The organism is Neisseria sp., from assembly GCF_030523955.1.
GTDB lineage: Bacteria > Pseudomonadota > Gammaproteobacteria > Burkholderiales > Neisseriaceae > Neisseria.
Map to the genome: position 1 here is coordinate 18,866 of NZ_JAUNHL010000021.1, position 25,002 is coordinate 43,867.

Annotated in this window: 26 protein-coding genes; 17 read left to right on the top strand and 9 right to left on the bottom strand. The window is 49.6% G+C overall.

All coding sequences use genetic code 11. The features are described from left to right. The first annotated feature begins 11 nt into the window (after positions 1–11). Together Q4C79_RS06075 and Q4C79_RS06080 are read left to right on the top strand one after the other, a co-directional pair. Positions 12–701, top strand: a complete 690-nt coding sequence (locus tag Q4C79_RS06075; protein WP_303090130.1) for a Sir2 family NAD-dependent protein deacetylase — start codon at positions 12–14, stop codon at positions 699–701. A gap of 354 nt (positions 702–1,055) precedes the next feature. After that, positions 1,056–2,087, top strand: coding sequence for a hypothetical protein (locus Q4C79_RS06080; RefSeq protein WP_303090131.1), 1,032 nt, complete (start codon positions 1,056–1,058; stop codon positions 2,085–2,087). 70 nt (positions 2,088–2,157) lie between these two features. On the opposite strand, the gene gap is transcribed toward Q4C79_RS06080, so the two are convergent. Beyond that, complete coding sequence (gene gap, locus Q4C79_RS06085; protein WP_303090132.1) at positions 2,158–3,192, bottom strand: type I glyceraldehyde-3-phosphate dehydrogenase; 1,035 nt, start codon at positions 3,190–3,192, stop codon at positions 2,158–2,160. A gap of 494 nt (positions 3,193–3,686) precedes the next feature. Here gap and Q4C79_RS06090 point away from each other — a divergent pair, with 494 nt between their 5' ends. Beyond that, positions 3,687–3,824, top strand: coding sequence for a hypothetical protein (locus tag Q4C79_RS06090; RefSeq protein ID WP_303090133.1), 138 nt, complete (start codon positions 3,687–3,689; stop codon positions 3,822–3,824). Between the two features lie 780 nt (positions 3,825–4,604). Here the strand turns inward: Q4C79_RS06090 and Q4C79_RS06095 are convergent. Next, positions 4,605–5,312 (bottom strand): pseudouridine synthase, encoded by a 708-nt coding sequence (locus Q4C79_RS06095; protein ID WP_303090134.1) that lies wholly within the window; start codon positions 5,310–5,312, stop codon positions 4,605–4,607. Positions 5,313–5,586: 274 nt separating this feature from the next. Continuing rightward, a complete protein-coding gene (locus tag Q4C79_RS06100) occupies positions 5,587–6,024 on the bottom strand; it encodes a hypothetical protein (RefSeq protein WP_303090135.1) in 438 nt (145 codons plus the stop codon). A gap of 356 nt (positions 6,025–6,380) precedes the next feature. On the opposite strand from Q4C79_RS06100, the gene dnaQ reads away from it, so the two are divergent. The 8 genes from dnaQ (at position 6,381) to nagZ (ending at position 13,582) form a co-directional block, all read left to right on the top strand. Then, entirely contained in the window at positions 6,381–7,109 is a 729-nt protein-coding gene (gene dnaQ / locus Q4C79_RS06105) for a DNA polymerase III subunit epsilon (protein ID WP_303090153.1), read from the top strand. Beyond that, positions 7,106–7,804, top strand: coding sequence for a 2-C-methyl-D-erythritol 4-phosphate cytidylyltransferase (ispD, locus tag Q4C79_RS06110; protein WP_303090136.1), 699 nt, complete (start codon positions 7,106–7,108; stop codon positions 7,802–7,804). Before dnaQ ends, ispD begins: the two co-directional genes overlap by 4 nt. 154 nt (positions 7,805–7,958) lie before the next feature. Further along, positions 7,959–8,435: a 2-C-methyl-D-erythritol 2,4-cyclodiphosphate synthase gene (gene ispF, locus Q4C79_RS06115; RefSeq protein ID WP_303090137.1), complete on the top strand. Its 477-nt coding sequence runs from the start codon at positions 7,959–7,961 to the stop codon at positions 8,433–8,435. Between the two features lie 221 nt (positions 8,436–8,656). Next, positions 8,657–9,322 carry a ribose-5-phosphate isomerase RpiA gene (gene rpiA, locus Q4C79_RS06120; protein ID WP_303090138.1) on the top strand — a complete coding sequence of 222 codons (666 nt, stop codon included), beginning with the start codon at positions 8,657–8,659 and terminating at the stop codon, positions 9,320–9,322. Positions 9,323–9,451: 129 nt separating this feature from the next. Continuing rightward, positions 9,452–10,027: a thermonuclease family protein gene (locus Q4C79_RS06125; protein WP_303090139.1), complete on the top strand. Its 576-nt coding sequence runs from the start codon at positions 9,452–9,454 to the stop codon at positions 10,025–10,027. Between the two features lie 147 nt (positions 10,028–10,174). Continuing rightward, positions 10,175–10,816, top strand: coding sequence for an endonuclease III (nth, locus tag Q4C79_RS06130; protein WP_303090140.1), 642 nt, complete (start codon positions 10,175–10,177; stop codon positions 10,814–10,816). Positions 10,817–10,931: 115 nt separating this feature from the next. Further along, positions 10,932–12,413, top strand: coding sequence for a DegQ family serine endoprotease (locus Q4C79_RS06135; RefSeq protein ID WP_303090141.1), 1,482 nt, complete (start codon positions 10,932–10,934; stop codon positions 12,411–12,413). 83 nt (positions 12,414–12,496) lie between these two features. After that, positions 12,497–13,582: a beta-N-acetylhexosaminidase gene (gene nagZ / locus Q4C79_RS06140; protein ID WP_303090142.1), complete on the top strand. Its 1,086-nt coding sequence runs from the start codon at positions 12,497–12,499 to the stop codon at positions 13,580–13,582. Between the two features lie 183 nt (positions 13,583–13,765). On the opposite strand, the gene coaD is transcribed toward nagZ, so the two are convergent. From coaD to Q4C79_RS06160, 4 genes are all read right to left on the bottom strand, one after another. Then, a complete protein-coding gene (coaD, locus tag Q4C79_RS06145) occupies positions 13,766–14,275 on the bottom strand; it encodes a pantetheine-phosphate adenylyltransferase (protein ID WP_303090143.1) in 510 nt (169 codons plus the stop codon). 117 nt (positions 14,276–14,392) lie between these two features. After that, positions 14,393–15,082 (bottom strand): Bax inhibitor-1 family protein, encoded by a 690-nt coding sequence (locus tag Q4C79_RS06150; protein ID WP_303090144.1) that lies wholly within the window; start codon positions 15,080–15,082, stop codon positions 14,393–14,395. Between the two features lie 144 nt (positions 15,083–15,226). Beyond that, positions 15,227–16,123 carry a 1,4-dihydroxy-2-naphthoate octaprenyltransferase gene (gene menA / locus Q4C79_RS06155; RefSeq protein ID WP_303090145.1) on the bottom strand — a complete coding sequence of 299 codons (897 nt, stop codon included), beginning with the start codon at positions 16,121–16,123 and terminating at the stop codon, positions 15,227–15,229. Positions 16,124–16,178: 55 nt separating this feature from the next. After that, a complete protein-coding gene (locus tag Q4C79_RS06160; RefSeq protein WP_303090146.1) occupies positions 16,179–17,828 on the bottom strand; it encodes an AarF/ABC1/UbiB kinase family protein in 1,650 nt (549 codons plus the stop codon). Between the two features lie 371 nt (positions 17,829–18,199). On the opposite strand from Q4C79_RS06160, the gene Q4C79_RS06165 reads away from it, so the two are divergent. The 4 genes from Q4C79_RS06165 to Q4C79_RS06180 all read left to right on the top strand — a co-directional run bounded on the left by Q4C79_RS06165 (position 18,200) and on the right by Q4C79_RS06180 (position 20,179). Beyond that, entirely contained in the window at positions 18,200–18,760 is a 561-nt protein-coding gene (locus tag Q4C79_RS06165) for a C40 family peptidase (protein ID WP_303090147.1), read from the top strand. An 11-nt stretch (positions 18,761–18,771) separates the two neighbouring features. Further along, the gene (locus tag Q4C79_RS06170) at positions 18,772–18,987 is read left to right on the top strand and encodes a hypothetical protein (RefSeq protein WP_303090148.1); all 216 of its coding nucleotides are present in this window, start codon (positions 18,772–18,774) and stop codon (positions 18,985–18,987) included. A 161-nt stretch (positions 18,988–19,148) separates the two neighbouring features. Continuing rightward, a complete protein-coding gene (locus Q4C79_RS06175) occupies positions 19,149–19,484 on the top strand; it encodes a CidA/LrgA family protein (RefSeq protein WP_303090149.1) in 336 nt (111 codons plus the stop codon). Then, positions 19,481–20,179 carry an LrgB family protein gene (locus Q4C79_RS06180; RefSeq protein WP_303090154.1) on the top strand — a complete coding sequence of 233 codons (699 nt, stop codon included), beginning with the start codon at positions 19,481–19,483 and terminating at the stop codon, positions 20,177–20,179. The genes Q4C79_RS06175 and Q4C79_RS06180 overlap by 4 nt, the downstream gene beginning before the upstream one ends. 201 nt (positions 20,180–20,380) lie before the next feature. On the opposite strand, the gene pntB is transcribed toward Q4C79_RS06180, so the two are convergent. Together pntB and Q4C79_RS06190 are read right to left on the bottom strand one after the other, a co-directional pair. Beyond that, positions 20,381–21,766, bottom strand: coding sequence for a Re/Si-specific NAD(P)(+) transhydrogenase subunit beta (pntB, locus tag Q4C79_RS06185; protein ID WP_303090150.1), 1,386 nt, complete (start codon positions 21,764–21,766; stop codon positions 20,381–20,383). 4 nt (positions 21,767–21,770) lie between these two features. After that, complete coding sequence (locus Q4C79_RS06190) at positions 21,771–23,312, bottom strand: Re/Si-specific NAD(P)(+) transhydrogenase subunit alpha (protein ID WP_303090151.1); 1,542 nt, start codon at positions 23,310–23,312, stop codon at positions 21,771–21,773. Between the two features lie 239 nt (positions 23,313–23,551). On the opposite strand from Q4C79_RS06190, the gene gloA reads away from it, so the two are divergent. Together gloA and Q4C79_RS06200 are read left to right on the top strand one after the other, a co-directional pair. Continuing rightward, complete coding sequence (gene gloA, locus Q4C79_RS06195) at positions 23,552–23,938, top strand: lactoylglutathione lyase (RefSeq protein WP_303090155.1); 387 nt, start codon at positions 23,552–23,554, stop codon at positions 23,936–23,938. 519 nt (positions 23,939–24,457) lie between these two features. Then, the coding region (locus Q4C79_RS06200; RefSeq protein WP_303090152.1) for a hypothetical protein at positions 24,458–25,002 on the top strand (545 nt) is incomplete at its 3' end.

Sequence of the window (25,002 nt, forward strand, 5' to 3'; positions counted from 1 at the left end):
TAAAACAGATCATGAGAAAATGCGTGATACTCAGCGGCGCGGGGATTAGCGCCGACAGCGGTCTGAAAACGTTTCGTGATGCCAGCGGGCTGTGGGAAGGCCACCGGGTAGAAGATGTGTGTACACCGCAGGCATACGCGAAAAATCCTCAACTGGTGTTGGATTTTTATAACCAGCGTCGCCGGCAGGCAGCGGAAGCTTTGCCGAATGCCGCACACTATGCTTTGGCTGAATTGGCTGATTATTATGATGTAAGTATCATTACCCAGAATGTAGATGATTTACACGAACGGGCCGGTAGCCGTCGTGTTTTGCATCTGCACGGGCAGCTGAACAAATTGCGCAGTTGCTTGGATGAAAATTATGTTATCGATTGGCAGGGCGATCAAAGTTTGGAAACGGTAGACCACAACGGTTATCCGATGCGGCCGCATATTGTGTGGTTCGGCGAGAGTGTGCCGCTGTTCGGTGATGCGGTACATGAAATCCGCGAAGCGGATGTGGTACTGGTAGTCGGTACTTCGTTGAAAGTGTATCCGGCGGCCTCTTTGCTTTCTTATGTATCGCCGCAAGCCGAGATTTTTGTGATAGATCCAAACCCGCAGGCGGCTTGGCAGAATATGGAAATTATTCCGAAAAATGCAGCTGCCGGCGTCCCTTCGGTGGTACAGGATTTAATACGTATTGCATCGGCTGCTTGATATCGTATTATAGGTAAGTGAATGAATCAAAAAATGCCTGTCTGAAAATATATTTTCAGACAGGTATTTTTTGTCTTGTGTGCTGATTGATTTAACGTTAAATTAACAATAGTGAAATTTTTTTATTCTCAATAAGCGCTATAAATTTCTGCGCAGTATGGGTGTGCGGCGGTTTTAAGAGTACAGATTTTTCCGCTACATGATGAGTTTGATTATTTTGTTTTGCTATAGTGGATTAGGGAGTGTAGACAGAAAGTGTTGCTGCGGCTTGCTCCTTGTATCGAAGTAATTAAATCCACTATATGACTTGAGACAATATAATAAATATCTGATTCTAAAAAAAAGGAGGCGGGTATGAGAGTGAATATCAGCAAAGCAGGTGTATGCTTTTTATTGGCTGCATGGATACCGCAAGCTGTGGCGGCGGATGAATGGGTGCCTGTAGGCAGTAGTACAACGCAGGCACCTGCTGCGGAAGCTGCTCCGACGCCGGAAAAGCAGGGAACTTGGATAGACCGCCAGCACGGTTCTGCCAGCTCGGGAATCGATAGAATTGCCCACCGTTTGGATAGCTGGTTCGGTACGCCGGACCCCAACCGCCCGGCCGATGCTGGCTTGCGGGTGATTTTAGATACGGAATGGAATAAACATGACCAGTTTTCCGTAAAACCGCGTATAAGAGGACGCTTAAAATTACCCAAGCTCGAAGAGCATTTAAGCGTGGTATTTGGTGACGATACGCTGGATAACCAGTTGAGTAATTCGGCTCATTTGGGAGAAGATGGCCGTCAGCAAAACGAACCAGACAGCACTTATAACAGCCGGCGTGTGCGCGATGATAATGCTTCATTGGCTTTACGATGGTCGGATATCGACCGCTATGCCGGTGTAGATAGCGATTTTGATCTTGGTTTGCGCTCGGGCGATGATATTTTTGCACGCGTTAAAGTGAATAAAGGTTGGCAGTTAGACAATAATATTCACACGTTTGCCGAACAAATTTACCGTTATGGCATAGACAGCAAACATTATGCGCGTACCAATCTGGAAGTACGTCATGCGGTACCGGCCAAGCCGTTTATCGCCAACCATCTGCACTTCCAATACGAAAATGATTATGAGGAAGAAGAATGGAGTTGGGGCAACAGCTTATACCGGCAACATGATTTCGCTCCGGGTAAATGGCTGAATTACGGTCTATACGGTGGTGGCTATATCGAAAATAAAAAAGTCAGCTTGAACGGTTATGGGCCGTTTATCGGTTATCGCCAGCCTTTTTTGCGTGATTGGCTGTTTGTACAAACGGAAGTCAATTATTATAACGATCGTCGCGCCAACCGTAGCCATCATCCCGGTGCATTGTTGCGCTTTGAGGCACTGTTTTAGAGCATATTTTTGTAGATTGAGAATCAAAAAAGCGGAACTGGAAAGGGTTCCGCTTTCATCGTTTTATTGTTTATGATTTCGGATAAGGGCGTACTTCCAAGCCGAACATGGTGCGGGCGGTATTGAGCATTTGGCAGCTGAAGCCCCATTCGTTGTCGTACCAAGCGAATACTTTAACCATATTGCCGTTGCTCACTTTGGTGAGATTGGCATCAAAAGTACTGGCTTGCGTGGTGTGGTTAAAATCCATAGATACCAACGGCAGGCTATTGTATGCCAACACGCCTTTCATGTTGTTGTCCGCAGCTTCTTTCATGATGGCGTTGATTTCTTTCACGCTGGTATCACGCGCCGCTTCGAAGCTTAAATCCACCAAAGAGACATTGGTGGTCGGTACGCGGATGGCCAAACCGTCGAGCTTGCCGTTTAATTCCGGTAATACCAAACCGACAGCCTTGGCCGCTCCGGTTTTGGTGGGGATCAGGTTTTCTACTGCGCTGCGGGCACGGCGCAAATCTTTATGGCGCACATCGGTAACGGTTTGATCGTTGGTCATGGCGTGGATGGTGGTCATCAAGCCTTTGATGATGCCTATTTCATCGTTCAACACTTTGGCTACCGGGGCGAGGCAATTGGTGGTGCAGGAGGCATTGGAGATAACGGTCATCTCCGGGGTAATGATATCGTGGTTGACACCATAAACTATGGTGGCATCGACATCAGAATCACCCGGAGCAGAAATCAACACTTTTTTGGCACCGGATTCCAGATGCACTTGAGCCTTGGATTTGCTGGTAAATGATCCGGTACATTCCATAACAAGATCAACGCCTAATTCGCCCCATGGTAATTCGGCCGGATTGCGGGTAGAGAAAAATGGAATCGGGCGGCCGTTAATAATAAGGTGTTGCGGGTCATGAGAAATATCAGCGCTGAAACGGCCGTGAATCGTATCGTACTTGGTAAGATGGGCATTGGTTTCCAGAGAGCCGCTGGCGTTGATGGCAACGATTTCCAGTTGGTCTTCCAACCCATAATCGTAAATAGCGCGCAAAACTTGACGGCCGATGCGGCCGTAACCATTGATGGCAACTTTAATGCCCATTTTATCAATCCTTTTATGAAGTAAGAGAAGGGAGTTCCTGGTTCTTGTTAAAATGAAACTTAAGGTAAGCGGGTAGGAGTAGAAAGTCTTAACTACCCGGATAACGAGGGGCATTATATCAGAAATGTAGTCAAAAGTAGTTGAAATTAACGACGAACAATTCGTTTTAGTAAAATTTTTGTTTTAAAATTACATATAAATCATTGCTATATTATAAAAAGACACAGAATGTTGTATTTTTTGAGGTGGTTATTTTGCAACAATCAATTACATTGAGCAAGAATAGATCAGAGTGAAATACATGCTTTTATGTATATCGAGATAAATATTTTAAGTGATGGCTCTTGTAGTAGCAGATTAGGAACATTTTATTGATAAATATACTGATTTTATGTTGGAGTCGAGGGGTGTTTGATCTTGATATAGTGAAAGATAGTGAATTAATATGTTTTTGATATGATATTAAAGCAGGAAGCAGCGGATGTTACAAAGTAGTGGAAACAGATTTTATTGCTTCTTTAGCCGCTTACAAGATCGCTCTTTTTAGCTTTGATGCAGCAATGGGGGGGCGGAAGTTAATATTATTAGCTGCCGTTAATTTTAAATCATCTTTTGAAGCTGAAAATGGATAAAAAAACGCCATCTATACCAAGGGGAAGATATAGATGGCCAAACACATTACGGGGAAAACGTCTTACTCACTTACTTGCTGTTGAGCAAGTACTTGTCAGACAGGTGGATAATAGGGTAGTTCCCCGGATTAGATATTTTTTTTTCTATAAACGTATCTGCTTTTCGATAAGCGGTAGTTTCAAGTGTGTTTTTTAACAACGATAAGCTATTGTATATTAATAAATTTTGTAATTATTTTTTCTGATTATAATTTTATTTAAGGATATTATTTTGGAGAACTTTGTTTGTTTTAGGGAGTGTTGTCGACTGCGTTGCGGCGGCACGTTGGGTTAAAATCCGCATCTGCTCCGTTAGCTAGCGTACCGGATTTGGGAAGCTAAAATGCTCGCAAGATGTTCAATCTTGCTGTACTTTTTGCCTTGAGTTTGTGGATTTTCCCTCAAAAAACAGTTTCATAAGCATTATGACTACACGCTCTAAGGTGCAGCAGCGCTGTAGCAAAAGTTAAGTTAATCCGCTATAACTCATACATCATCATGATTAGGGTAGTGGTTTTTGCTGTAAATATAAGGCATGAATTTCAGATAAAAAAAACCATCTATACCAAGGGGAAAGTATAGATGGCCAAACACATTACGGGGAAAACGTCTTACTCACTTACTTACTTTGGGAAAGTAAGTGTTTATCAGACTGACTTGTTTCAAAATAGTTCAAAAATAATATGTTAATTAATGTAAACAACAAAATATCTATATAAATTCATGATTTTAAATGTATTTTTATTTTTCGTTTTCAATCTTTTCATCTGCTCTGATGAACTTCCATTCGCCGGGTGTCAAACCGTCTTCATCCCAGTTGCCGAAACGTAAGCGGTGAAGTTGTTCCACGCGGTTGCCGGCGGCAGCTACCATACGTTTTACTTGGTGATATTTTCCTTCGCTTATGGTGAGCAGCAGGGTTGTGGGGCTGGATAACTCGGCTGCGCTGGCGGCGACGGTTTCGTTGTCGTCGTGTAAAAGTACGCCGTTTAGCAGGGTTTGGCAGAAATGGTCATCGGCGGGATGTTTCAGACAGGCCTGATAGAGTTTATCGACTTTGTGCTTGGGCGAAGTCATGCGGTGGTTGAATTGGCCGTCGTTGGTAATCAAGATGACGCCGGTGGTGTCTGCATCGAGGCGGCCGACGGCTTGTAGGTCGAGTTCGCGTAATTGGTCAGGCAATAGGCTGAAAATACTGGGATAGTCGCGCGGTTTGTGCGAAGTTTCGTAGCCTGCCGGTTTGTTTAACAGAATATAGAAATAGGGTAACGGAACAACGATTTTCGGCTCTCCGTCTATCGAGAGAGTGTGCACATCTTCAGGTTGGATTTCTTGTTTGGGGAAATTGACGGTTTGGCCATTGATGGCGACGCAATCGTTTTCAATCAGCCATTGGCAGCTTCTACGGCTGCCTATGCCTTGTGCTTGCAGGTATTTGAGCAATTGCATGGGTATTCTATATATAAAAGGATCCTGTCTGAAAAACTGAGACAGATTGTGGAAATGGGCAAAAAAAAGCTCCTACATTATATAGGAGCGTAAAAGGAACACAAACCACTAGTAAATCGGTACAGCTGGCTTTTGATGAGGAGGAAGCCGCTATGCTGAATAGGGTAAAAAAATTGTTTGCTTGCTGTTTTGCTGCGTTGCTATCTGAAACTGAAATTTTAAATCTATTGCTTTATTCTCTCCCTGTATAGACTCCATGCCTGTCTGAAAAGGCTTAGCTATTGCAAGCGGCGACGGCTAGGGCTTTGCGTAAATCTTCCGGCGAAACGGCGTGGTGTACATGTTGAGGCGTGCACAGGCAGCCTTGCGCTGGCCTTATCTGCCAAATATCGGGTAATTGTTCGGGGTGGGTATGCAGCAGCGCAGCCAGTCGGCAACCGATATGCGGAGCGGGATGCTCTGCGGCATAATTTTCCAGTTCTGCAACCCAGCTGATCCGGCTGTCTCCGTTTTCGGATTCGATCATCAGAATGCCGGCCGTATGACTGGATTCATCAGGTTTGCCGTTGAGCGGGCAGGCATAGTAGCAACCGTTATCATGTATACATACAGCTTGGCAAACGCTGTTTTCGGTAGCCAACCAGCAACGGGCAGGGCGTTGGTGTAGTTGGGCTATATGAGGAACGAGCTGGTGTAGGATAAATTCCGGCATGGTGTCCTCCCGGCGTTTTTCTGATTATTGTTTGGCTGCTGCTTGCATCTGGTAGCCAGCGGGTTAAGTCGAATATTAATTGAAAATTATTATATTTGCAAATGATAATACTTATTATTTGTATTTAAATTTATAAGATTATGTTTTAAAAAAAGAATTTTTTATTGGATGTTTATTGGAAAAGCTGAAACTGGAGTTTTTATGAATAATGGATATAAAAATAAGATGGATGAAAAATGTGAGTAGGTTGGTAAGCGAGTCTTTACCAATAGGGAAAAGTGCAGATTTCGGTTAGAATGATACCGTTTGCCCGGTGAGCGGGCGCGCTGATTAATTTTATGGCAAGAGTGCGGATGATGAGTAGAGAACGCCAGATTATTCTGGATACCGAAACCACTGGTTTTTATCCCGATAAAGGGGACCGTTTGCTGGAGTTTGCCGGAATCGAAATGCAAAAACGCCAGTTAAACGGCAATTATCTGCATCTTTATGTTGATCCGGAGCGTGATATTCCGGAAGAGGCGATTGCGGTTCACGGTATTACGCAGGAGCGGTTGGAAGAGGAAAATGCGCAAAAATTTGCGGCGGTAGGGCGGCAAATTGCGGATTTTCTGCGCGGCGCTGAATTGATTATCCATAATGCGCGTTTCGATGTGGGTTTCCTTAATATGGAGTTTGCCCGCATGGGCTTGCCTTCGATTGAGGAGTTGGACTGCGAGGTAACCGATACGCTGGCGATGGCGCGCGAAATGTTCCCCGGGCAGAAGGCAAGTTTGGATGCTTTGTGTTCGCGCTTTGACGTGGATCGCAGCAAGCGTGTGTATCACGGTGCGCTGATCGATTGCGAGCTGTTGGCGGAAGTTTATCTGGCGATGACGCGCGGCCAGTTCAGCCTGATGGGCGAAGAGGGTGGTGAAACGGTAAAAGAGGCGGTAAACATTGTTTCGCAGCGTCCGGCGCAATTGAAAGTATTGTTGGCCAGTACGGAAGAGGCCGCGGAACACGAGGCTTATCTTGACGGCTTGGATAAGGCGGTGGGCGGCAGCTGCGTGTGGCGTGAAATACCATCGTCGGAGCATTTGTGATGCGGCGCCATATTGCCTTGATTCCGGCTGCGGGCGTGGGCTTGCGCTTTGGAGCCGGCAAGCCTAAGCAATATGTGGAAATTGCCGGCAAAACGGTATTGCAGCATACCTTGGATGTGTTTTTAAGCCATGCGTCAATTGATAAGGTGGCGCTGGTGCTCTCGCCCGATGATGCGGTTTTTCAGACAGGCATCAATCAGGATAAGCTGCTGGTATTGCGGGTGGGTGGCGAAACGCGCGCAGAGAGTGTGCGCAATGGCGTGCGGGAATTATTGCAACAAGGCTGGGCGCAAGATGACGACAATATTTTGGTACATGATGCGGCGCGTTGTTGTTTGAGTACGCCGGCTCTGGAACGGTTAATAGAACAAGCCGGCGAGCGGCCGGAGGGCGGTATTTTGGCGGTTCCGGTGGCCGATACTTTGAAACGTGCCGGTGACGGCAGCCATATTGGCCATACGGTCGAGCGCGCCGGTTTGTGGCAGGCGCAAACGCCGCAGCTGTTTCGTGCGGCTTTGCTGTTGCGGGCTTTGTCGGAACAGGATTTGAGCCGGGTAACCGATGAGGCTTCGGCGGTGGAAGCGCTGGGCATCAAGCCTTTATTGGTGGAGGGCGAAAGCAGTAATTTGAAGCTGACGCTGCCGCAGGACGAAATCATTGTGCGCTTGTTGCTGGAGAGCCGAGGAAAGGCTTAACGGCTGATCAGCGAACCTAATTTTGCGTTGGTTCGCTTTGTTATACTACTTGTATTTTCGGCGGCTCGTTGCTTTTTGGTAATGTTAAATTAGATTGGCAGGGTTTTTCAGACAGGCCTGTCTGAAACCGTATGGATTGAAGGAAGGATGAGAGATGAATTTTCGAGTCGGGCAAGGTTATGACGTGCATCAGTTGGTCGAGGGGCGACCATTAATCTTGGGCGGGGTAAGCATTCCGTTTGATAAAGGCTTGCTCGGTCATTCCGATGCCGATGCGTTGCTGCATGCGGTAACCGATGCATTGCTCGGTGCGGCCGGTTTGGGTGATATCGGCAGCCATTTCCCCGATACTTCCGATGAATTTAAAGATGCCGACAGCCGGAAATTGCTGCGTCGTGCTTATGCGGCGGTACAAGAGCGCGGTTGGCAGGTGGTGAACCTCGATACCACCATTATCGCGCAACAGCCCAAACTTGCGCCGCATATTCCGGCGATGCGCAAAGTGTTGGCGGAGGATTTGAACATTGAAGAGTCGGCGGTCAACATTAAAGGCAAAACCAACGAAAAATTGGGTTATCTCGGCCGTTGCGAGGCGATAGAGGCACAGGCAGTGGTGGTGTTGTCGGAGTAAACGCATCGGTGGTCGGAACGGTGTTATCGTGCTGAGTCTCGACTTGTCCTATTCTGAATTTAAGCGACTATCAGGAAAACCGGTTGTTTTCGGATTTCTGACCAAGCAATGTATACGAACCGACAAGCTTTTAAACGGTTGCCGATTCGGCTATGATTAAAAGATAAAGTTATTACCCACCGGAAGCCTTGGGGCTTCGTTATCCAGAAAGGAATCGTTTTATGTTATCGCAAGAAGAATTGAAGCGTATGGCGGCTGAAAAAGCCGTTGAATTTGTGCCGGAAAACGAATATATCGGCATCGGTACCGGCACCACCGTTAATCTTTTTGTGGAAGCTTTGGGCAAAAGCGGTAAGAAGATCAAGGGTGCGGTGGCTACTTCGAAGAAAACCTCGGAATTGATGGCGCAATTCGGCATTCCCGAAGTGCAATTGAGCGAGGTATCGAAGCTGGCGGTGTATGTAGACGGTGCCGATGAAATCAACCACACTTTGCAGATGATTAAAGGCGGCGGCGCGGCGCTGTTGGCGGAAAAAATCGTAGCCAGTGCTGCCGACCGCTTTGTTTGCGTGGCGGACGAGAGTAAATATGTTTCCCGCCTGGGTAAATTCCCGCTGCCGATTGAAGTGATTCCTTTGTCGCGTTCGCTGGTGTCGCGGCGCTTGGTGGCGTTGGGCGGTGATCCCGAGTTGCGTTTGAACTGCACCACTGCTTCCGGCCACCAAATCGTAGACGTGCGCAATCTGGATTTGTCCAAACCTTTAACCATGGAAGAGGAACTGAACAAGATTCCGGGCGTGGTGGAAAACGGCTTGTTTGCCCGCCATCCGGCAGATGTGTTGGTGTTGGGTACGCAAAAAGGCGTGGAAGTCTTCACGGTAGGTTAAAGGAAATACGCCTTGGTGCAATAAAGGCGGCGACCTCATAAAATGTAGATGACAGGGCGGTTTTGCCGTAAAGCGGTAACGGTGAAACCGGCCTTGTTTTGTGTATGACTGTTCTGAATGGCGAATGATATGAAAACATCTCCCGCGTGGGCTTGGTTGCCGGCTGTTTTATTATTGGGCGGCTGTTTTTTTGTGCCGATAGAGTCGCAGCAAGATGTGCGCGGCAAAAGCGTGCAAGCGCAACACAAGCAGGCCGAGCTTTATCCGGCTACGGTCAGCCGCATCAGCGACGGGGATACGCTGCATGTGCTCGACCGGAACGGCCTGAAACACAAATTGCGACTCGCTTATATTGATGCGCCGGAATTGCAGCAGGCACACGGCGAGGCCAGCCGGCAAGCGTTGCAGCATCTTTTGGGTAAGAAAGTGGAAGTAAGCGTATTCGGGCATGACCGCTATCGGCGCGAGTTGGCAAAAGTGAGCCTGAACGGGCGCGACATCAGTTTGCAGCAGTTACAGCAGGGACATGCTTGGCATTATGAAAGTTATGCCAAACGCCGGCAAACCGCGGATGATTATGCCGCTTATGCGGCGGCGCAACGGCAGGCGAAACAAAACCGCAGCGGTTTGTGGCGTGCCTATCAGGTGCAGGCGCCTTGGGAGTTCCGCAAGCAGAGCCGACAAGAAGCGGCTTCGGATGAATAGTGCGAATGCCTGTCTGAAAGCGTAAAATTTTTCAGACAGGCATTTTGCTGTCTGGACGGAAAAGACTTTTTCGGGTGTTTAAATTTAAACCGCTTTTTATTATAGAATGCCTGTCTGAAAACAATTTGCAACCTTACGAGTGCTTTAATGAACCAACAAAAACGCCGCGAAATTTTCGAGCGGTTGCGCGCGGACAATCCGCATCCGACTACCGAATTGAATTATTCCAGCCCGTTCGAGCTTCTGATTGCCGTGTTATTGTCGGCGCAAGCCACCGATGCGGGCGTAAACAAAGCCACTGCCAAACTGTTTGCTGCCGCCAATACGCCGCAAGCGATGCTGGATTTGGGCTTGGAGCAGGTGATGGAATACACGCGTACCATCGGCCTTTATCAAACCAAGTCCAAACACATTATGGAAACCTGCCGCCTACTGCTGGAAAAACACAACGGCGAAGTGCCGCAAACCCGCGAGGAATTGGAAGCCTTGCCCGGAGTGGGGCGGAAAACCGCCAACGTGGTACTCAATACGGCGTTCGGCCAACCGACGATGGCGGTGGACACTCATATTTTCCGCGTCAGCAACCGTACCCGCATCGCACCGGGCAAGAATGTCCGCGAGGTGGAAGATAAGCTGATGCGTTTCATTCCTAAAGAATTTTTACTGGATGCGCACCACTGGCTGATTCTGCTCGGCCGCTATACTTGCAAAGCGCAAAAACCGCAATGCGAACGTTGCGTTATTCTGGATTTGTGCGAGTATCCTGCCAAAACGGTGAGTACCCGATAAGGCGAGTGATATAGCGTAAAAATCCCGATTTAACAAAGCTTAAGCCTGTTCAGACAGGCTGTTTTTGTTTACAATTCAACACGGTTTTTCCCAAACAATCAGAGAAGGAAACGTAGTGAAAACAACACACAAATATCTGGCCTTGCTGGTAGCAGCTGTTTTTGCTTTAAACGGTTGTAAAGAGAGCGCACAGAACGATAATAAAAAACCGGTGGAAGAAACGCAAAAAGTTCAGACCAAAGACGAAATCAATATGCTGGTGCCCGATTTTGCCAAACTGGTGGAGCAGGAGGGCGCTACCGTGGTCAATATCCAAGCCTACAAAAATACTTCGGCCGGCAGCAAGCCCGATAACGGCGGCATGGATTTGAACCAACTGCCGGACAACGACCCCTTCTATGATTTTTTCAAACGTCTGGTGCCCAGCACGCCTGAAGTGCCGCAGCAGGAAGATGAGGAAGATCAAAACTTTGGTTCCGGTTTTTTAATCAGCCCGGACGGCTATATCCTCACCAATACCCACGTGGTCGGCGGCTTGGACGGTATCAAAGTAACCCTGAACGACAAACGCGAGTTTCAGGCCAAGTTAATCGGCTCCGATCCGCAAACCGATATCGCGCTGTTGAAAATTGATGCCAGCGATTTACCGGCCGTAAAAATCGGCAATGCCAAAGATTTGAAACCCGGCGAATGGGTAGCCGCCATCGGTGCGCCGTTCGGTTTTGACAACAGCGTTACCGCCGGCATCGTATCGGCCAAAGGACGCAGTTTGCCGGGCGAGAATTACACGCCGTTTATCCAAACCGACGTGGCGATTAACCCGGGTAACTCGGGCGGCCCGCTGTTTAACCTGAAAGGACAGGTAGTCGGCATCAATTCGCAGATTTACAGCCGCAGCGGCGGCTTTATGGGTATTTCCTTCGCCATTCCGATTGATGTGGCGATGAATGTGGCCGAGCAACTGAAAAATAGCGGCAAGGTACAGCGTGGCCAGCTGGGCGTGATCATTCAAGAAGTATCGTACGGCTTGGCCAAATCGTTCGGACTTGATAAACCTACCGGCGCGCTGATTGCCAAAGTATTGCCGGATGGTCCGGCTGCTAAAGCCGGTTTGCAGGTAGGTGATATTGTGCGCAGCGTGAACGGCGAGGAAGTGCGTACGTCTACCGAATTGCCGGTGATGGTGGGTAATTTGGTGCCAGGCAAAGAAGTCACCCTGGGTATTTGGCGAAAAGGCCAGCAGATTGAGCAGAAAGTTATTCTGGGTTCGGCTAGTGACGGCCAGAAAGGCAATGAAGTGGAGCTTGGTGCGGTTGAGCCGCAAAGTACCGAGAGCAAACAGTTTGCCATTGAGAATCTGGGCCTGACCATGCGTGAGATAGATAAGCAAGGGCAGAAAGAGTTGGTGGTAGCCGCGGTAAACGGCCCGGCGCATAATGCCGGCTTGCGTGTGGGCGACCGTATTTTGTCAGTCGGCCAAGCAAGCATTACCGACGAAGCCAGCCTGCGTGCAGCGCTGGAAGCCGCCGGTAAGAATATCCCGCTGTTGGTTGAACGCCAGGGCAGTACGTTGTTTTTGGCGATCAGTATCCAGTAATCCAAGTGTCGGGATACACGGATGCTGTTATCTTTCAGACAGGCATATGCCTGTCTGAAACTTATGAAGGAAAGATTAAATAAATGACTGCAATTGCAATACCGCGCGGCCCGGTAATGGCCGATGTGAATGCTTTTGTATTGACTGAAGAAGAAAAACAGCGCTTGTGCGACCCGGCCGTCGGCGGGGTGATTTTATTCCGTCGCAATTTCGAAAATGTGGCGCAGCTTAAAGCATTGGTAGCCGATATCAAGGCCTTGCGTACGCCCGAACTATTGGTGGCGGTCGATCATGAAGGCGGCCGTGTGCAGCGTTTTATCGAAGGATTTACCCGTCTGCCGGCGATGGCGGTGTTGGGCGAAATTTGGGATGAGCAGGGAGCGCAAGCGGCCAAACAGCGTGCCGAACAGGTAGGCTGGGTGTTGGCCGCCGAGTTGAGCGCCTGCGGTGTGGATTTGTCGTTTACGCCGGTGCTGGATTTAAATTGGGGGCAGTGCGCGGTCATCGGCAACCGCAGTTTTCATTGCGATGCCGCGGTGGTAACCGAATTGGCCTTGGCATTGCAGCGCGGTTTGAACAAGGGCGGCATGAAATCCTGCGGCAAACACTTCCCCGGCCACGGTTTTGTAGAGGGTGACAGCCACCACACGCTGCCGCAAGACGACCGTACGCTTGCCCAATTGCAGGCGGCGGATATTTTGCCGTTTGAGCAATTAAGCGCCGCTGGTATGGCGGCGGTGATGCCGGCGCATGTGGTGTATCCGCAAGTCGACGGCTTGCCGGCAGGCTTTTCCGCCAAATGGTTGAAGCAGGTTCTGCGCCAAGACATCGGTTTTGACGGCGTGATTTTTTCCGATGATTTAACCATGGAGGGGGCGGTAAGCGCCGGCGGTATCCGCGAGCGTGCGCGGCTGGCGTTTGCCGCCGGTTGCGATATTGTGCTGGTATGCAACCGGCCGGATTTGGTAGACGAATTGCGCGCAGATTTTGAGATGCCGGAAAATCCGGCGCTGGCGGCGCGCTGGCAATATATGGCCAATACTTTGAGCGCGCAGGAGGCAAGCGAAATGATGCAGCGTGGGGATTTTCGTGAGGCGCAGCAGCTAACCGCAGAATTGGCGACGCCGAAAGACGTGGCCGGCGGTGTGAAAGTGGGCGAGCAGTTTTAATTATAGTGACTTAAATTCAGAATAGTACGGCGTTGCCTCGCCTTGCCGTACTATCTGTACTGTCTTCGGCTCGGCGCCTTGTCCTACTCTGAATTTAAGCCACTATAGTTTGCTGCCGTGTGGCAGAAAAAATGCCTGTCTGAAACTGTTTCAGACAGGCATTGTTGTACTGACCGAGAGCGTTTAGGCCTGATTTTCGTGGTCTTTTAAAATTTTGTCGTACACCGCATCGGGAACATAGCGGCGTATCATCTGCCGCCAGCCTTGCGGGCCGACCATGCCTTTGACCATGGTGGAGGAAACTTCGGCGTATTCGCGCGGCGGCATCAGGAAAACGGTGGTGATTTCCGGGTGTAGATCGGCATTGATGTAGCGAATGGAACGCTCGTATTCATAATCGGATGGGGTGCGGATGCCGCGGATAATGAATTTGGCATCGACACTATGGGCGTAATTGACCAGAAACTGTTTCTCGAAAGAGCTGATCCGTACATTCGGAAACTCGCTGGTAATCGCTTCGAGCATGGCTTGGCGCTCGGGTATTGAATAGGTGCTTTTTTTATCGGCATTCACGCCGATGGCGACAAACACTTCATCAAACATTTTTTGCGCTTCGCAAATCATCCAGAGATGGCCGTTGGTCGGCGGGTCGAAGCTGCCGGCGTAAACGGCGCGGCGTAGGGCTTGGGTCATGGCGCAGTGGGTTGATAACAATTTAAAGAAAAAGCAGCATAGACAATTTGCTTGCAAATGTCAAAACAAATGCCTGTCTGAAAAAGTTTTCAGACAGGCATTTGATTGGCTTGCGGCTTAGTCTTCGCCGTTGAAAATACCCAACAGTTGCAGCAGGCTGCTGAAGATGTTGTAGATGGAAATAAAGATGGTCAGCGCGGCGCTGATGTGGCTGGTTTCGCCGCCTTCGATAATGGTACGTACTTGCCACATAATAACCAGTGAGCTGAAAATCGCAAAGCCGGCGGAAACGGTTAAGGTTAATGCCGGAATGGCGAGGAACCAGCTGGCGATCATGCCGATAATCAATACTACGGCGCCGACGGTGAGGAAGCCGGCCAGTTTGCTGGTGTTGATGTTGGCTTTGCGCGCCAGGGTAGACATGGTGAGGAATACGCCGGCAGTCATGGCAGCAGCGATACCGATTAATTCGCCGCCGTTGCTGTAGCCCAGCGTGCGTTGCAGCAGCGGTGAAATCAGGATGCCGACGCCGAAGGTGAACACCATCAGCAAGGCCACACCGGTGTTGTTGTAGCGGTTTTTCTCAATCATGAAAATCATGCCGTACATAAACGCGAAGAATACGAGCAGGGCAACCCAAGGGCTGCCGAACAGCGCGAAAATGTTGAAACCCATTTGAGTGCTGGCAACCGCGCCGATAACTGCGGGGATAAACGAAATGCCGAGCAGGGTATAGGTTTTGCGCAATACGGTGTTTTGCGATACGGCACCGGAAGCGGAATAGCCGTCGTAGATCTCATTTTGCATGGTGTTTCCTTTTTTGTGTTTCGATTGATGTTATATAGGGTATTGGGTAGCGTTTGATTGTAACAGCAAATTGGAACTTTTCAATGAAATTCAAGTGTTTTCGATAAAATTTTTTGCAGATGGCTACTGTTTCGGATAAGCGGTTCAAACCGATAGCCAAAGCAAAATAGTCCATAGCAAAACCGTCAGGCTCCAACGGGGCAGAAGTGGGTCGAAAGCATAACCGGTTACACGGCCTACTGCAGCTAGGTGAGAGCCGGTAAACAAGCACAAAACCAGTAGCAGCCAAACCGGCGTATCCGGTAAAACCAAAAGCCAGATGCTCCACAGTAGGGCGGCTGTTAATGCCAAGAAGTGATGATAATGTTTGGCCAACGGCAAGCCCAGACGGGCGGCGATGGTGAGTTTGCCCGCGGCCAGATCGCTGCGGATGTCGCGCATATTATTGAGGTTGAGCACCATGCTGCACCATAAACCTAAGGCGGTGGCGGGCAGCAGTGCGGCTGCTTCGAAGTTGCCGGTTTGCAGATAGGCCGAGCCCAATACACCGGCCCAGCCGAAAAATAAGCAGACTGCCGCGTCACCCCAGCCGGCGTAACCGTAAGGGCGGCTGCCGGCCGTATAGCGGTAGGCAGCTGTGATACAGGCAGTACCGGCAGCCAGCCAGAACAGCCAGCCGCCGGCGGTAGCAGTGTTCAGTGCGACGCTGAGTAACAGAATACCGAGCAGGCAGCAAAGTATGGTCATACCGATGAGTGCACGCTGCATGGCGGCGGCAGACAAGCGTCCGGATGCGACCATGCGTGCCGGGCCTTGTCGACCGCTGTGGTCGGCGCCGTTTTGTGCGTCGCCGTAGTCGTTGGCCAAATTGCTGAAAATTTGCAGGGTAAGTGCGGTAGCCAGACATAACAGCAGAATAAGCGGGCGTAAGCCGTCTTGTACCTGTGCAACATAACCGCCGCACAGTATCGAAGCGGCGGCTAAGGGCAGGGTACGCAGGCGGGCGGCGGCCAGCCAGAAGCGGAGGGCGTTTTTTTTCATGGTGTTTTGAAACTGGCAGGCGAAAAGACGAGCGCCTGGCTTTTCGGAAATACCGTTAATGTTTGCCTGAACGCCAAATCGACCAAATCAACCAAATGCTGTTGGCAAAGGCCAGTAAGTAGCCGAGAAAACCGATGAATTTCGGACCGGTTTCGATGCTCATTACAATGGAGGAGCCAACAATCAATGCGCCGGTAACGATGCCCATGGTCAGGCGGTTGGTGGCGCGGTCGAGCTGGTGGCTTAACTGCTCAAGACGTTTGACATCCAAATTCAGGTTAAGCTGGCCTTTTTGAATGCGGCGTGACAGGCGGATGATGTTTTGCGGCAGTTCGTCCAAGGCTTGCAACAAGGTGAGGCTGTGCATTTTGCTTTTCTGCACGATATGGTCGCTGGAAAAGCGCTCTTTGATGACTTCTTCGACAATCGGCTTGGCTTTATCCAGCATTTCGGCGCTGCCGTCGAGCTGTTTGACCACACCTTCCAGCGTAATCAGGGTTTTAAACAACATCACCAAATCGCCGGGCAGGGTAAGGCCGTGCTGGCGCATAATCTGGGTAATGTCGTTGATAACCTGGCTGATGCGCAAGTCGCGCATGGCGGTGTGTTCGTAGTTGAGCAGCATTTCCAGTACGTCTGCGCCCAACAGATTTTCATCGGGCAATTCGCCTTGTGCCCAGTTGCTCAATACATATTGCATGGTGAACTGGTCGCGCCGGGTCAGTGCGTTAATCAGGTCGATGATTTCTCGGCGGCGGGTTGTGGAAAGATGGCCGACCAAGCCGAAATCGATCAGGGTAATGGTGCCCTGATCGTTGATGAAGATGTTGCCCGGATGAGGGTCGGCGTGGAAAAAGCCCTGTTTTAAAATCATGGTAAACAGCGCTTCAGTGATACGGTGGGCCAGTTGGCTGCGGATTTCCTGCGTAAGGGTATCAAGCGGCAGATTGCGCAAAAGGGTGTCGCCGATATATTCCTGCACCAGAATCTGCCGGTTGGAATAATCGCTGTATACCTTGGGAATGTGAATGTAGCCGTGACCATTAAAGGTTTGGCCGAAACGCTGCATGTAGCGCAGCTCTACTGATAAATCGGTTTCTTTGGCCAGGCTGCGGGCAAAATACTGCACCATTTGTACCGGTTGGTAGCGGCGCGCTTCGGGAATTTCCGACTCAATCAGCTGGGCCAGATGGGTGAGGATGCGTAAATCGGCGTTGACGACTTTTTCAATATCCGGCCGTTTGATTTTCACCGCCACCACTTCGCCGCTTAGCAAAACCGCTTTGTGCACTTGGGCAATCGAAGCGCTGCCGATGGGTTTGGGGTCGATGCTGCTGAAAAAATTATGGAAAGGCTGACCCAAGCTAGATGCTACCAAGGCTTGGATATCGGTAACCGGAATGGGTGCGACATCGCTTTGCAGTTGCTCGAATTCTTCTATCCATTCGGCGTTAAAGATGTCGACGCGGGTGGAGAGAATTTGGCCCAGTTTCACAAAAGTAGGGCCGAGTTCTTCGAAAGCCAGCCTGAAACGGCGGGGCGTGCTCATGTAGCGGCTTTCCGGTTTGGCTTCGATTTCGTTTAATGTTTGGCCGGATAACTTGATGCGCTGAACAAACTCTCCTAAGCCGTATTTGGTTAAGATAGCCATAATTTCCCGCAGACGGGAAAAATCACGCATGGCAAGTAAAGTTGGTATCATCATAGGATTTGCGGTATCTTACGGATTCTGGCAGCGAACATAGCATAGCATAAAGCGTTTTGAGAAAAATGCTTTTTTGTTGTGTTGTCAGAAAAAGTCTATATTTACAGAGAATTATCTGGAATTCGAAATACAGCGGGCTGATGACTCTGCCCGCACCTCTCTCGGCTTTACACAAATCAAGCTGCAGGAAACGCTACAATAGACATGGAAAAACCGGCTGCAACAGCGGTGGCGGTTTGTCTTTGCTGCTGAAAAAAAGTGCAAATACTGGTTAAGATGGGGTAGAAAAAAGTATACGCATTTTGCTGGTACCGGCAACGTTGCGTAATCGGTTTTATCTGTGGTCGGGAGAAATGGGATGGAATGTTGGAATGAAGTATTGGAAAAAAATAGGGATATGGCTACCGGCTTTGTTGGTGGTGTTTTTGTTTCATGTACAGCAAGTGCGCGCCGATGATTTGGAGCAGTTTATCCGTTTGAACGCTGGCGAGATCTACGAACCGATGCCGACCGGCCGCCAGCTCAACCAGCGCGAGGCTGACCAGCTAATCGGCAGTGCCATGAGTTTATTGGGTGTGGCTTACCGCTTCGGTGGTACTTCGCCTACTACCGGTATGGATTGTAGCGGCTTTATGCAATATATTTTCCGCCGTACCATGCAGGTCAGCCTGCCGAGAACGGCGGCGGAACAGGCGCAGATGGGTGTGCAGGTTAGCCGCAGCGCTTTGCAGGCGGGCGATATGGTGTTTTTCAATACTTCCGGCCGCCGTATCTCGCACGTTGGGCTTTATATCGGCAACGACCGTTTTATCCATGCACCGCGTACCGGTAAAAATATCGAAATCACGAGTTTGAGCAATAAATACTGGAGCCGCCGTTATATTACTGCGCGACGGGTGAAGAAAAACGATCCTTCGCAGTTTTTAAATTGAGGGAATGAAAAATGAGTATGCCCGATATTCCGAAGTGGTATGCGGATGACGGTTCGATTATCTCCTGCACCGAAAAAGTCAAAGTGATGAGCGAAAACATGAACGAGCTGTACAGTGTGGCGCAGGATGCTTTTGAAGATGCGCTGCTGATGGGTTGCGGCGAAGCACAATTGCGTGATTATCTGGTCAAATTAATCGAGGGTTTGGAGAATCCTTACCGCAAGTAATCCGGCTTGGCAACGGCTGTGACAGTTGTACTGTCGGAGTCACCAAGCGTTTTATCTTGCATATTATCGGCAGAAAACAGCATACTATGCCTGTCTGAAAACCTTCGGCGGTTTTTCAGACAGGCATTATTGTTCGGTTTCATTAAAGAAACGGGTAAACCATGATTTTGGCTTTGAGCATCATTTTTGGCTGCCTGGCGGTGGGCGAGGCGGTGGTTCATTTCAGCGGCATCAAACTGCCCGGCAGCGTAATCGGCATGGCTTGTTTGTTTATCGCGCTTAAGGCCGGCTGGGTGAAGCCGGCGCAGCTGCAAAAAGTGGTGGATGTGATGATGGCCAATTTATCATTGCTGCTGGTGCCGCCTTGTGTGGCGGTGATGAGTTATTTGGATTTAATCGCGCGTGATTTTTGGTCGATTATGCTTTCCACTTTAATCAGTACGTTTATCGTGTTGTTTGTGACCGGTAAAAGCCATGAGTGGATGAGGAGGCGCTGATGGAAATGTTGCAACATCCTATGGTTTTGTTGTGGTTGACCGTTAGCGTGTATTGGCTGGCCAACACTTTGCGCGCCCGCACCGGCAGCGTGTGGTTCAATCCGGTGTTGCTAAGCACCGCCAGCCTGATTGCCTATCTGAAAATATTCGGTATTTCTTACGAGCGCTATCACGAAGCAGGCCAGTTTATTGATTTCTGGTTGAAACCGGCTGTGGTCGGATTGGCGTTGCCGTTGTATCTGAACTGGGAAAAAATACGCAAACAATGGTTGCCGATTCTTGTTTCACAAGGTGCCGGAAGCGTGGCCGGTATCGTTAGCGGGGTGTATATCGCCAAACTGATGGGAGCGGAGCGCGAAGTCTTGCTGAGCCTGGCTTCCAAGTCGGTAACCAATCCGATAGCCATTGAGATTACCAACAGCATGGGCGGTATTCCGGCGATTACCGCCGCTACTGTGATCATCGCCGGTATGAGTGGACAAATGGCGGGTTACCGCATGATGCGCGCCAGTACGGTTAACCGGCCGATGTCGCAAGGTATATCGATGGGCACAGCATCTCATGCAATGGGCATCGCCGCTTCTTTGGAAAAAGGGCGGAAATTCGCCGCCTATGCGAGCTTGGGCTTGATTTTCAACGGTATTCTTACCGCAATATTGGTTCCTATTTTGTTGCCTTTGATGGGTGTGGTTTAGAAACATAAATGCCTGTCTGAAACGTTCCAGACAGGCATTTTTCATCAGGAGTTAACTTGGGCGGAAACTTATTTTTGTCATTAAGACGGCAAGCCATAGTCGAAAATGTGTGAATCCGCTATATTGTTTTGCACCGGTTAACTACAAAAATGCCTGTCTGAAATATTTTTCAGACAGGCATTGCTGCTTTGCAGACGGCCTTTATTTCTTCAATTCGGCCAGAATCTCATCTACCGTGGCTTTGGCATCGCCGAAGCACATCACGCTGTTTTCGTTGAAAAAGAGCGGGTTTTGCACGCCTGCGTAGCCGGTGTTCATCGAGCGTTTGAACACCACCACTTCTTTGGCTTTCCACACTTCCAACACCGGCATGCCGGCAATCGGCGAGTTGGGGTCGGTTTGTGCGGCGGGGTTGACCGTATCGTTGGCGCCGATTACCAGCACCACGTCGGTTTCGGGGAAATCGTCGTTGATTTCGTCCATCTCCAATACGATGTCGTAAGGCACTTTGGCCTCGGCCAGCAACACGTTCATATGGCCGGGCAGGCGGCCGGCGACGGGGTGGATGCCGAAGCGCACCTCGGTGCCGTTTTTACGCAAAAGCTCGGTGATTTCGGCCACCGGATATTGCGCCTGCGCCACCGCCATGCCGTAACCCGGGGTGATGATGACGCTGTGGGCGTTTTTCAGCATTTCGGCCACTTCGGCGGGCTTGGCTTCGCGGTATTCGCCCACTTCTTCGCTGCCTGCGGCGGCGGAGGTGCCGTCGGTGCCGAAGCCGCCAGCAATCACCGAAATAAACGAGCGGTTCATGGCCTTACACATAATATACGACAAAATCGCGCCGCTCGAACCAACCAGTGCACCAGTAACAATCAGCAAATCGTTGCCGAGCATAAAGCCCGCCGCAGCGGCCGCCCAACCCGAATAAGAGTTGAGCATGGACACCACCACCGGCATATCGGCGCCGCCGATAGAAGCCACCAAATGCCAGCCGAATGCCAGCGCGATTAGGGTCATCAGAATCAGGGCGAACCAGCTGCCGTCTGCGCCGACAAAGCCAAGTAGCAGCAAAAATGATACTACCAAAGCCGCCAGGTTCAGCTTGTGTTTGTGCGGCAGTTGCAGCGGTTTGCTGCTGATTTTGCCGTTGAGTTTTCCGAAGGCCACAATCGAGCCGGTAAACGTTACCGCGCCGATAAATACGCCTAAAAACACTTCAATCAAGTGGATGGTGTGCATTTCCGGATCAACGTTGCCCGCTTCGATAAAGCTGTTGAAGCCCACCAGCACGGCGGCCAGGCCGACGAAACTGTGCAACAGCGCAATCAGCTCCGGCATTTCGGTCATTTCGACTTTTTGCGCTTTATAAATACCCGCAGCCGCACCGATAACCATAGCGATGATAATCCAACCCAAGCCGGAGGTGCTTTCGCTGAAAATCGTGGCGAACAGCGCAATCACCATACCGACGATGCCGTAATAGCAGCCGTTTTTGGCGGTTTCCTGTTTGGAAAGCCCCGCCAGCGAGAAAATAAACAGAATGGCGGCAACGATGTATGCCGCGGTTACCAATCCTTGAGACATCACATTACCCCTTTCTAAACATATTCAACATACGGCGGGTAACATAAAAACCGCCGAAGATATTCACGCTGGCAATCAGCACCGCGATAAAGGCGAGAAGCGACACAAAACCGTTGCCCTGGCCGATTTGCAAAAGCGCGCCGACCACGATGATGCCCGAAATCGCATTGGTTACCGACATCAGCGGCGTATGCAGCGAGTGGCTCACGTTCCACACCACGTAATAGCCAATCACGCAGGCGAGCACGAACACGATAAAGTGGTTCAGAAAGGCGGCCGGTGCCACCGCGCCGACCCATAAAACCAACACTGCGCCGATTACGGCAGGCGCCAGTTTTTTCCAAGCGGGAACGGGTTTCGGCTCGGGTTTGGCTGCGGGTGCGGCTTTTTCAGACGGCGTTTGCTGCGGTGCGGCGGAAACCTGGATGGCGGGCGGCGGGAACGTGATTTCGCCCTCGCGGGTAACGGTCATGTTGCGGATAATCACGTCTTCGAAATCCAGCGCGATTTCACCGTCTTTATTGGGGCTTAACAGCTTGGTTAAATTGACCAGATTGGTGGCGTAAAGCTGGGAAGACTGCCCCGCCAGGCGGTTGGCCATATCGGTGTAACCAATGATTTTCACGCCGTTGTCAGTGATGAACAATTCGCCCGGGCGGGTCAGCTCGCAGTTGCCGCCGGTGGCTGCGGCCAAATCCACAATCACGCTGCCGGCCTTCATGCTTTCCACCATTTCTTTGGTAATCAGCTTGGGCGCGGGTTTGCCGGGAATGGCGGCAGTGGTGATGATAATGTCCACCTCTTTGGCCTGCTCGGCAAACAGCTTCATTTCGGCGGCGATGAATTCTTCGCTCATCACTTTGGCGTAGCCGTCGCCGCTGCCGCCCGCTTCCTGCGGGAAATCGAGTTTTAAGAACTGACCGCCCATCGATTCGATCTGCTCGGCCACTTCCAAGCGCGTATCGAACGCTTTTACAACGGCGCCCAAAGAGTTTGCCGTGCCGATGGCCGCCAAACCGGCCACACCCGCGCCGATAATCAGCACTTGTGCGGGCGGCACTTTGCCCGCGGCGGTAATCTGGCCGGTAAAGAAACGGCCGAACGCGTTGGCCGCTTCAATCACGGCGCGGTAGCCGCTGATGTTGGCCATAGAAGAGAGCGCATCCAAAGCCTGCGCACGCGAAATGCGCGGCACCATATCCATCGCCAACACATTCACTTTTTTATCGGCAAGTTTTTGCACGAGCTCGGGGTTTTGCGCCGGCCACAAAAAGCTCACCAGCGTTTGGCCGGCTTTTAAGGCGGCTACTTCCAGGTCGGAAGGAGCGTTTACTTTGTAAATCAACGGGCAGGCCCAGATTTCATCGCGGGTGGCAATAGCGGCGCCGGCTGCTTCATAGGCCGTATCCAGTAATCCTGCTGCGATGCCTGCGCCGCTTTCCACTGCTACTTCGAACCCCAGTTTTTGCAACTGGCTAACGGTAGCAGGCGTAGCGGCGACGCGGGTTTCGCCGGGCAAGGATTCCATTGGTATACCAATTTTCATCTCTTGATTCCTTTTGTTTATGAAGGTGAATTTAATGGGACGTGAAACGGATGTTATTTGTTGTATCTGGCTTTAAAAATGCTAATTTAGGATTATGTTTATAACGAATTTTGGCAGCGAAGACAACCTCAACGAAGCTTTTTATTAACGGTTTGTTTGATATGCAACAGTACCTGCCTGAAAAAAACCGATATGCTAAAATAGCAAAAAATATAATATTTTCAACGAAAGGAACCATGATGCGAATCTTGCATACGATGCTGCGTGTTGGCAATCTTGATAAATCATTAGCTTTTTATCAAGAAGTTTTGGGTATGAAATTGCTGCGTAAAAACGATTATCCGGAAGGTCGTTTTACCTTGGCTTTTGTCGGCTATGGTGATGAGTCTGACCACACCGTTTTGGAACTCACCCACAACTGGGATACCGAACGTTATGATTTGGGCAATGCGTTCGGCCACATTGCGCTGGAAGTTGATGACGCTTATGCCGCTTGCGAGGCGGTAAAAGCCAAGGGCGGCAAGGTTACCCGCGAAGCCGGCCCGATGAAGCACGGCACCACCGTGATTGCGTTTGTGGAAGATCCGGATGGTTATAAGATTGAGTTTATTCAGAAGAATACCTGAAGGTGTTGGAAAGACAGGTTTTTTTACATGTTGTTATGCCAATAAACAGAGGACTTGGTGAGAATCCAGTTGGCACCATTTCAAAATTTCTGCGCTATGCCCGGGATTGACCCGGGCATCTTTTTGCCTCAAAAAACACTTCGCCGGTTGATGGTCAACAGCACCTAGGTTTCAAGCATTTGGATTTCTATTGATATTTGGATGCAATCTTTATTTGATTTTGTAAATTTTTATTATTTATTGTTTGTTAAATATTAATTTTTTTTGTTTTTATGAAGGATGAATGAATAGGTAAGCATACAAATGGTGGTGAAAATATTCTAAACGGTTTTTATATGGATTGCTTTATTATTGGAAATATTACACTGTGGATTGTTAATTAGGTTGAAATAAATCGCTATCAGAACTTTTTAAGGCCATTTTCATCATAATTGTTCATGATGTTTATGTAAGATGAATGATGTCTTATATATGATTTTATTGAGTGATTTAAATTAATATTGAGTTAGGTGTATGGTTATGAGAAATAGTGAAGAGGCTTTGGGTTTAACAAAAACAAAATTAGGTTTACGAAATGATACGGAAAATTGGTTGCAAAATGATGCAGGCAGTTGGAAGGAGCAGTGGGATCAGGCTTGGGAAGAAATTCATTCGGACTTGACTGAGGAATGGGCCGAGGCCAACGATCATTTTTCTTCTATTATAATGACTCCGCAAGATTATAGTCGGATGTATGCCGAATATACAGATTCGTTTGGCAGCGGTGCTATAGCCTCCGATGCGGCTGTAATGGATTATGTTGAGGCTGGTGAGTTAAACGGCGATGGGTCAGATAAGTATCATAACGCCGGCAAAAAGGCATTAGGGATAGGTGCTTTGGTACTGGGCGGATTAGGGCTTGCTATGACCAATTCTGGTTCGAAAGGCAATGAGGGCAGGGTGACTGATACTGCAAATACAGCGGTAGACGAAACAGAAACGGAGCCAAATGCCCTCACAGCACCCAATACTCCTCAGCCGACTACGCCTGATGAACCGACTACATCGGAAGAGCCGACTACGCC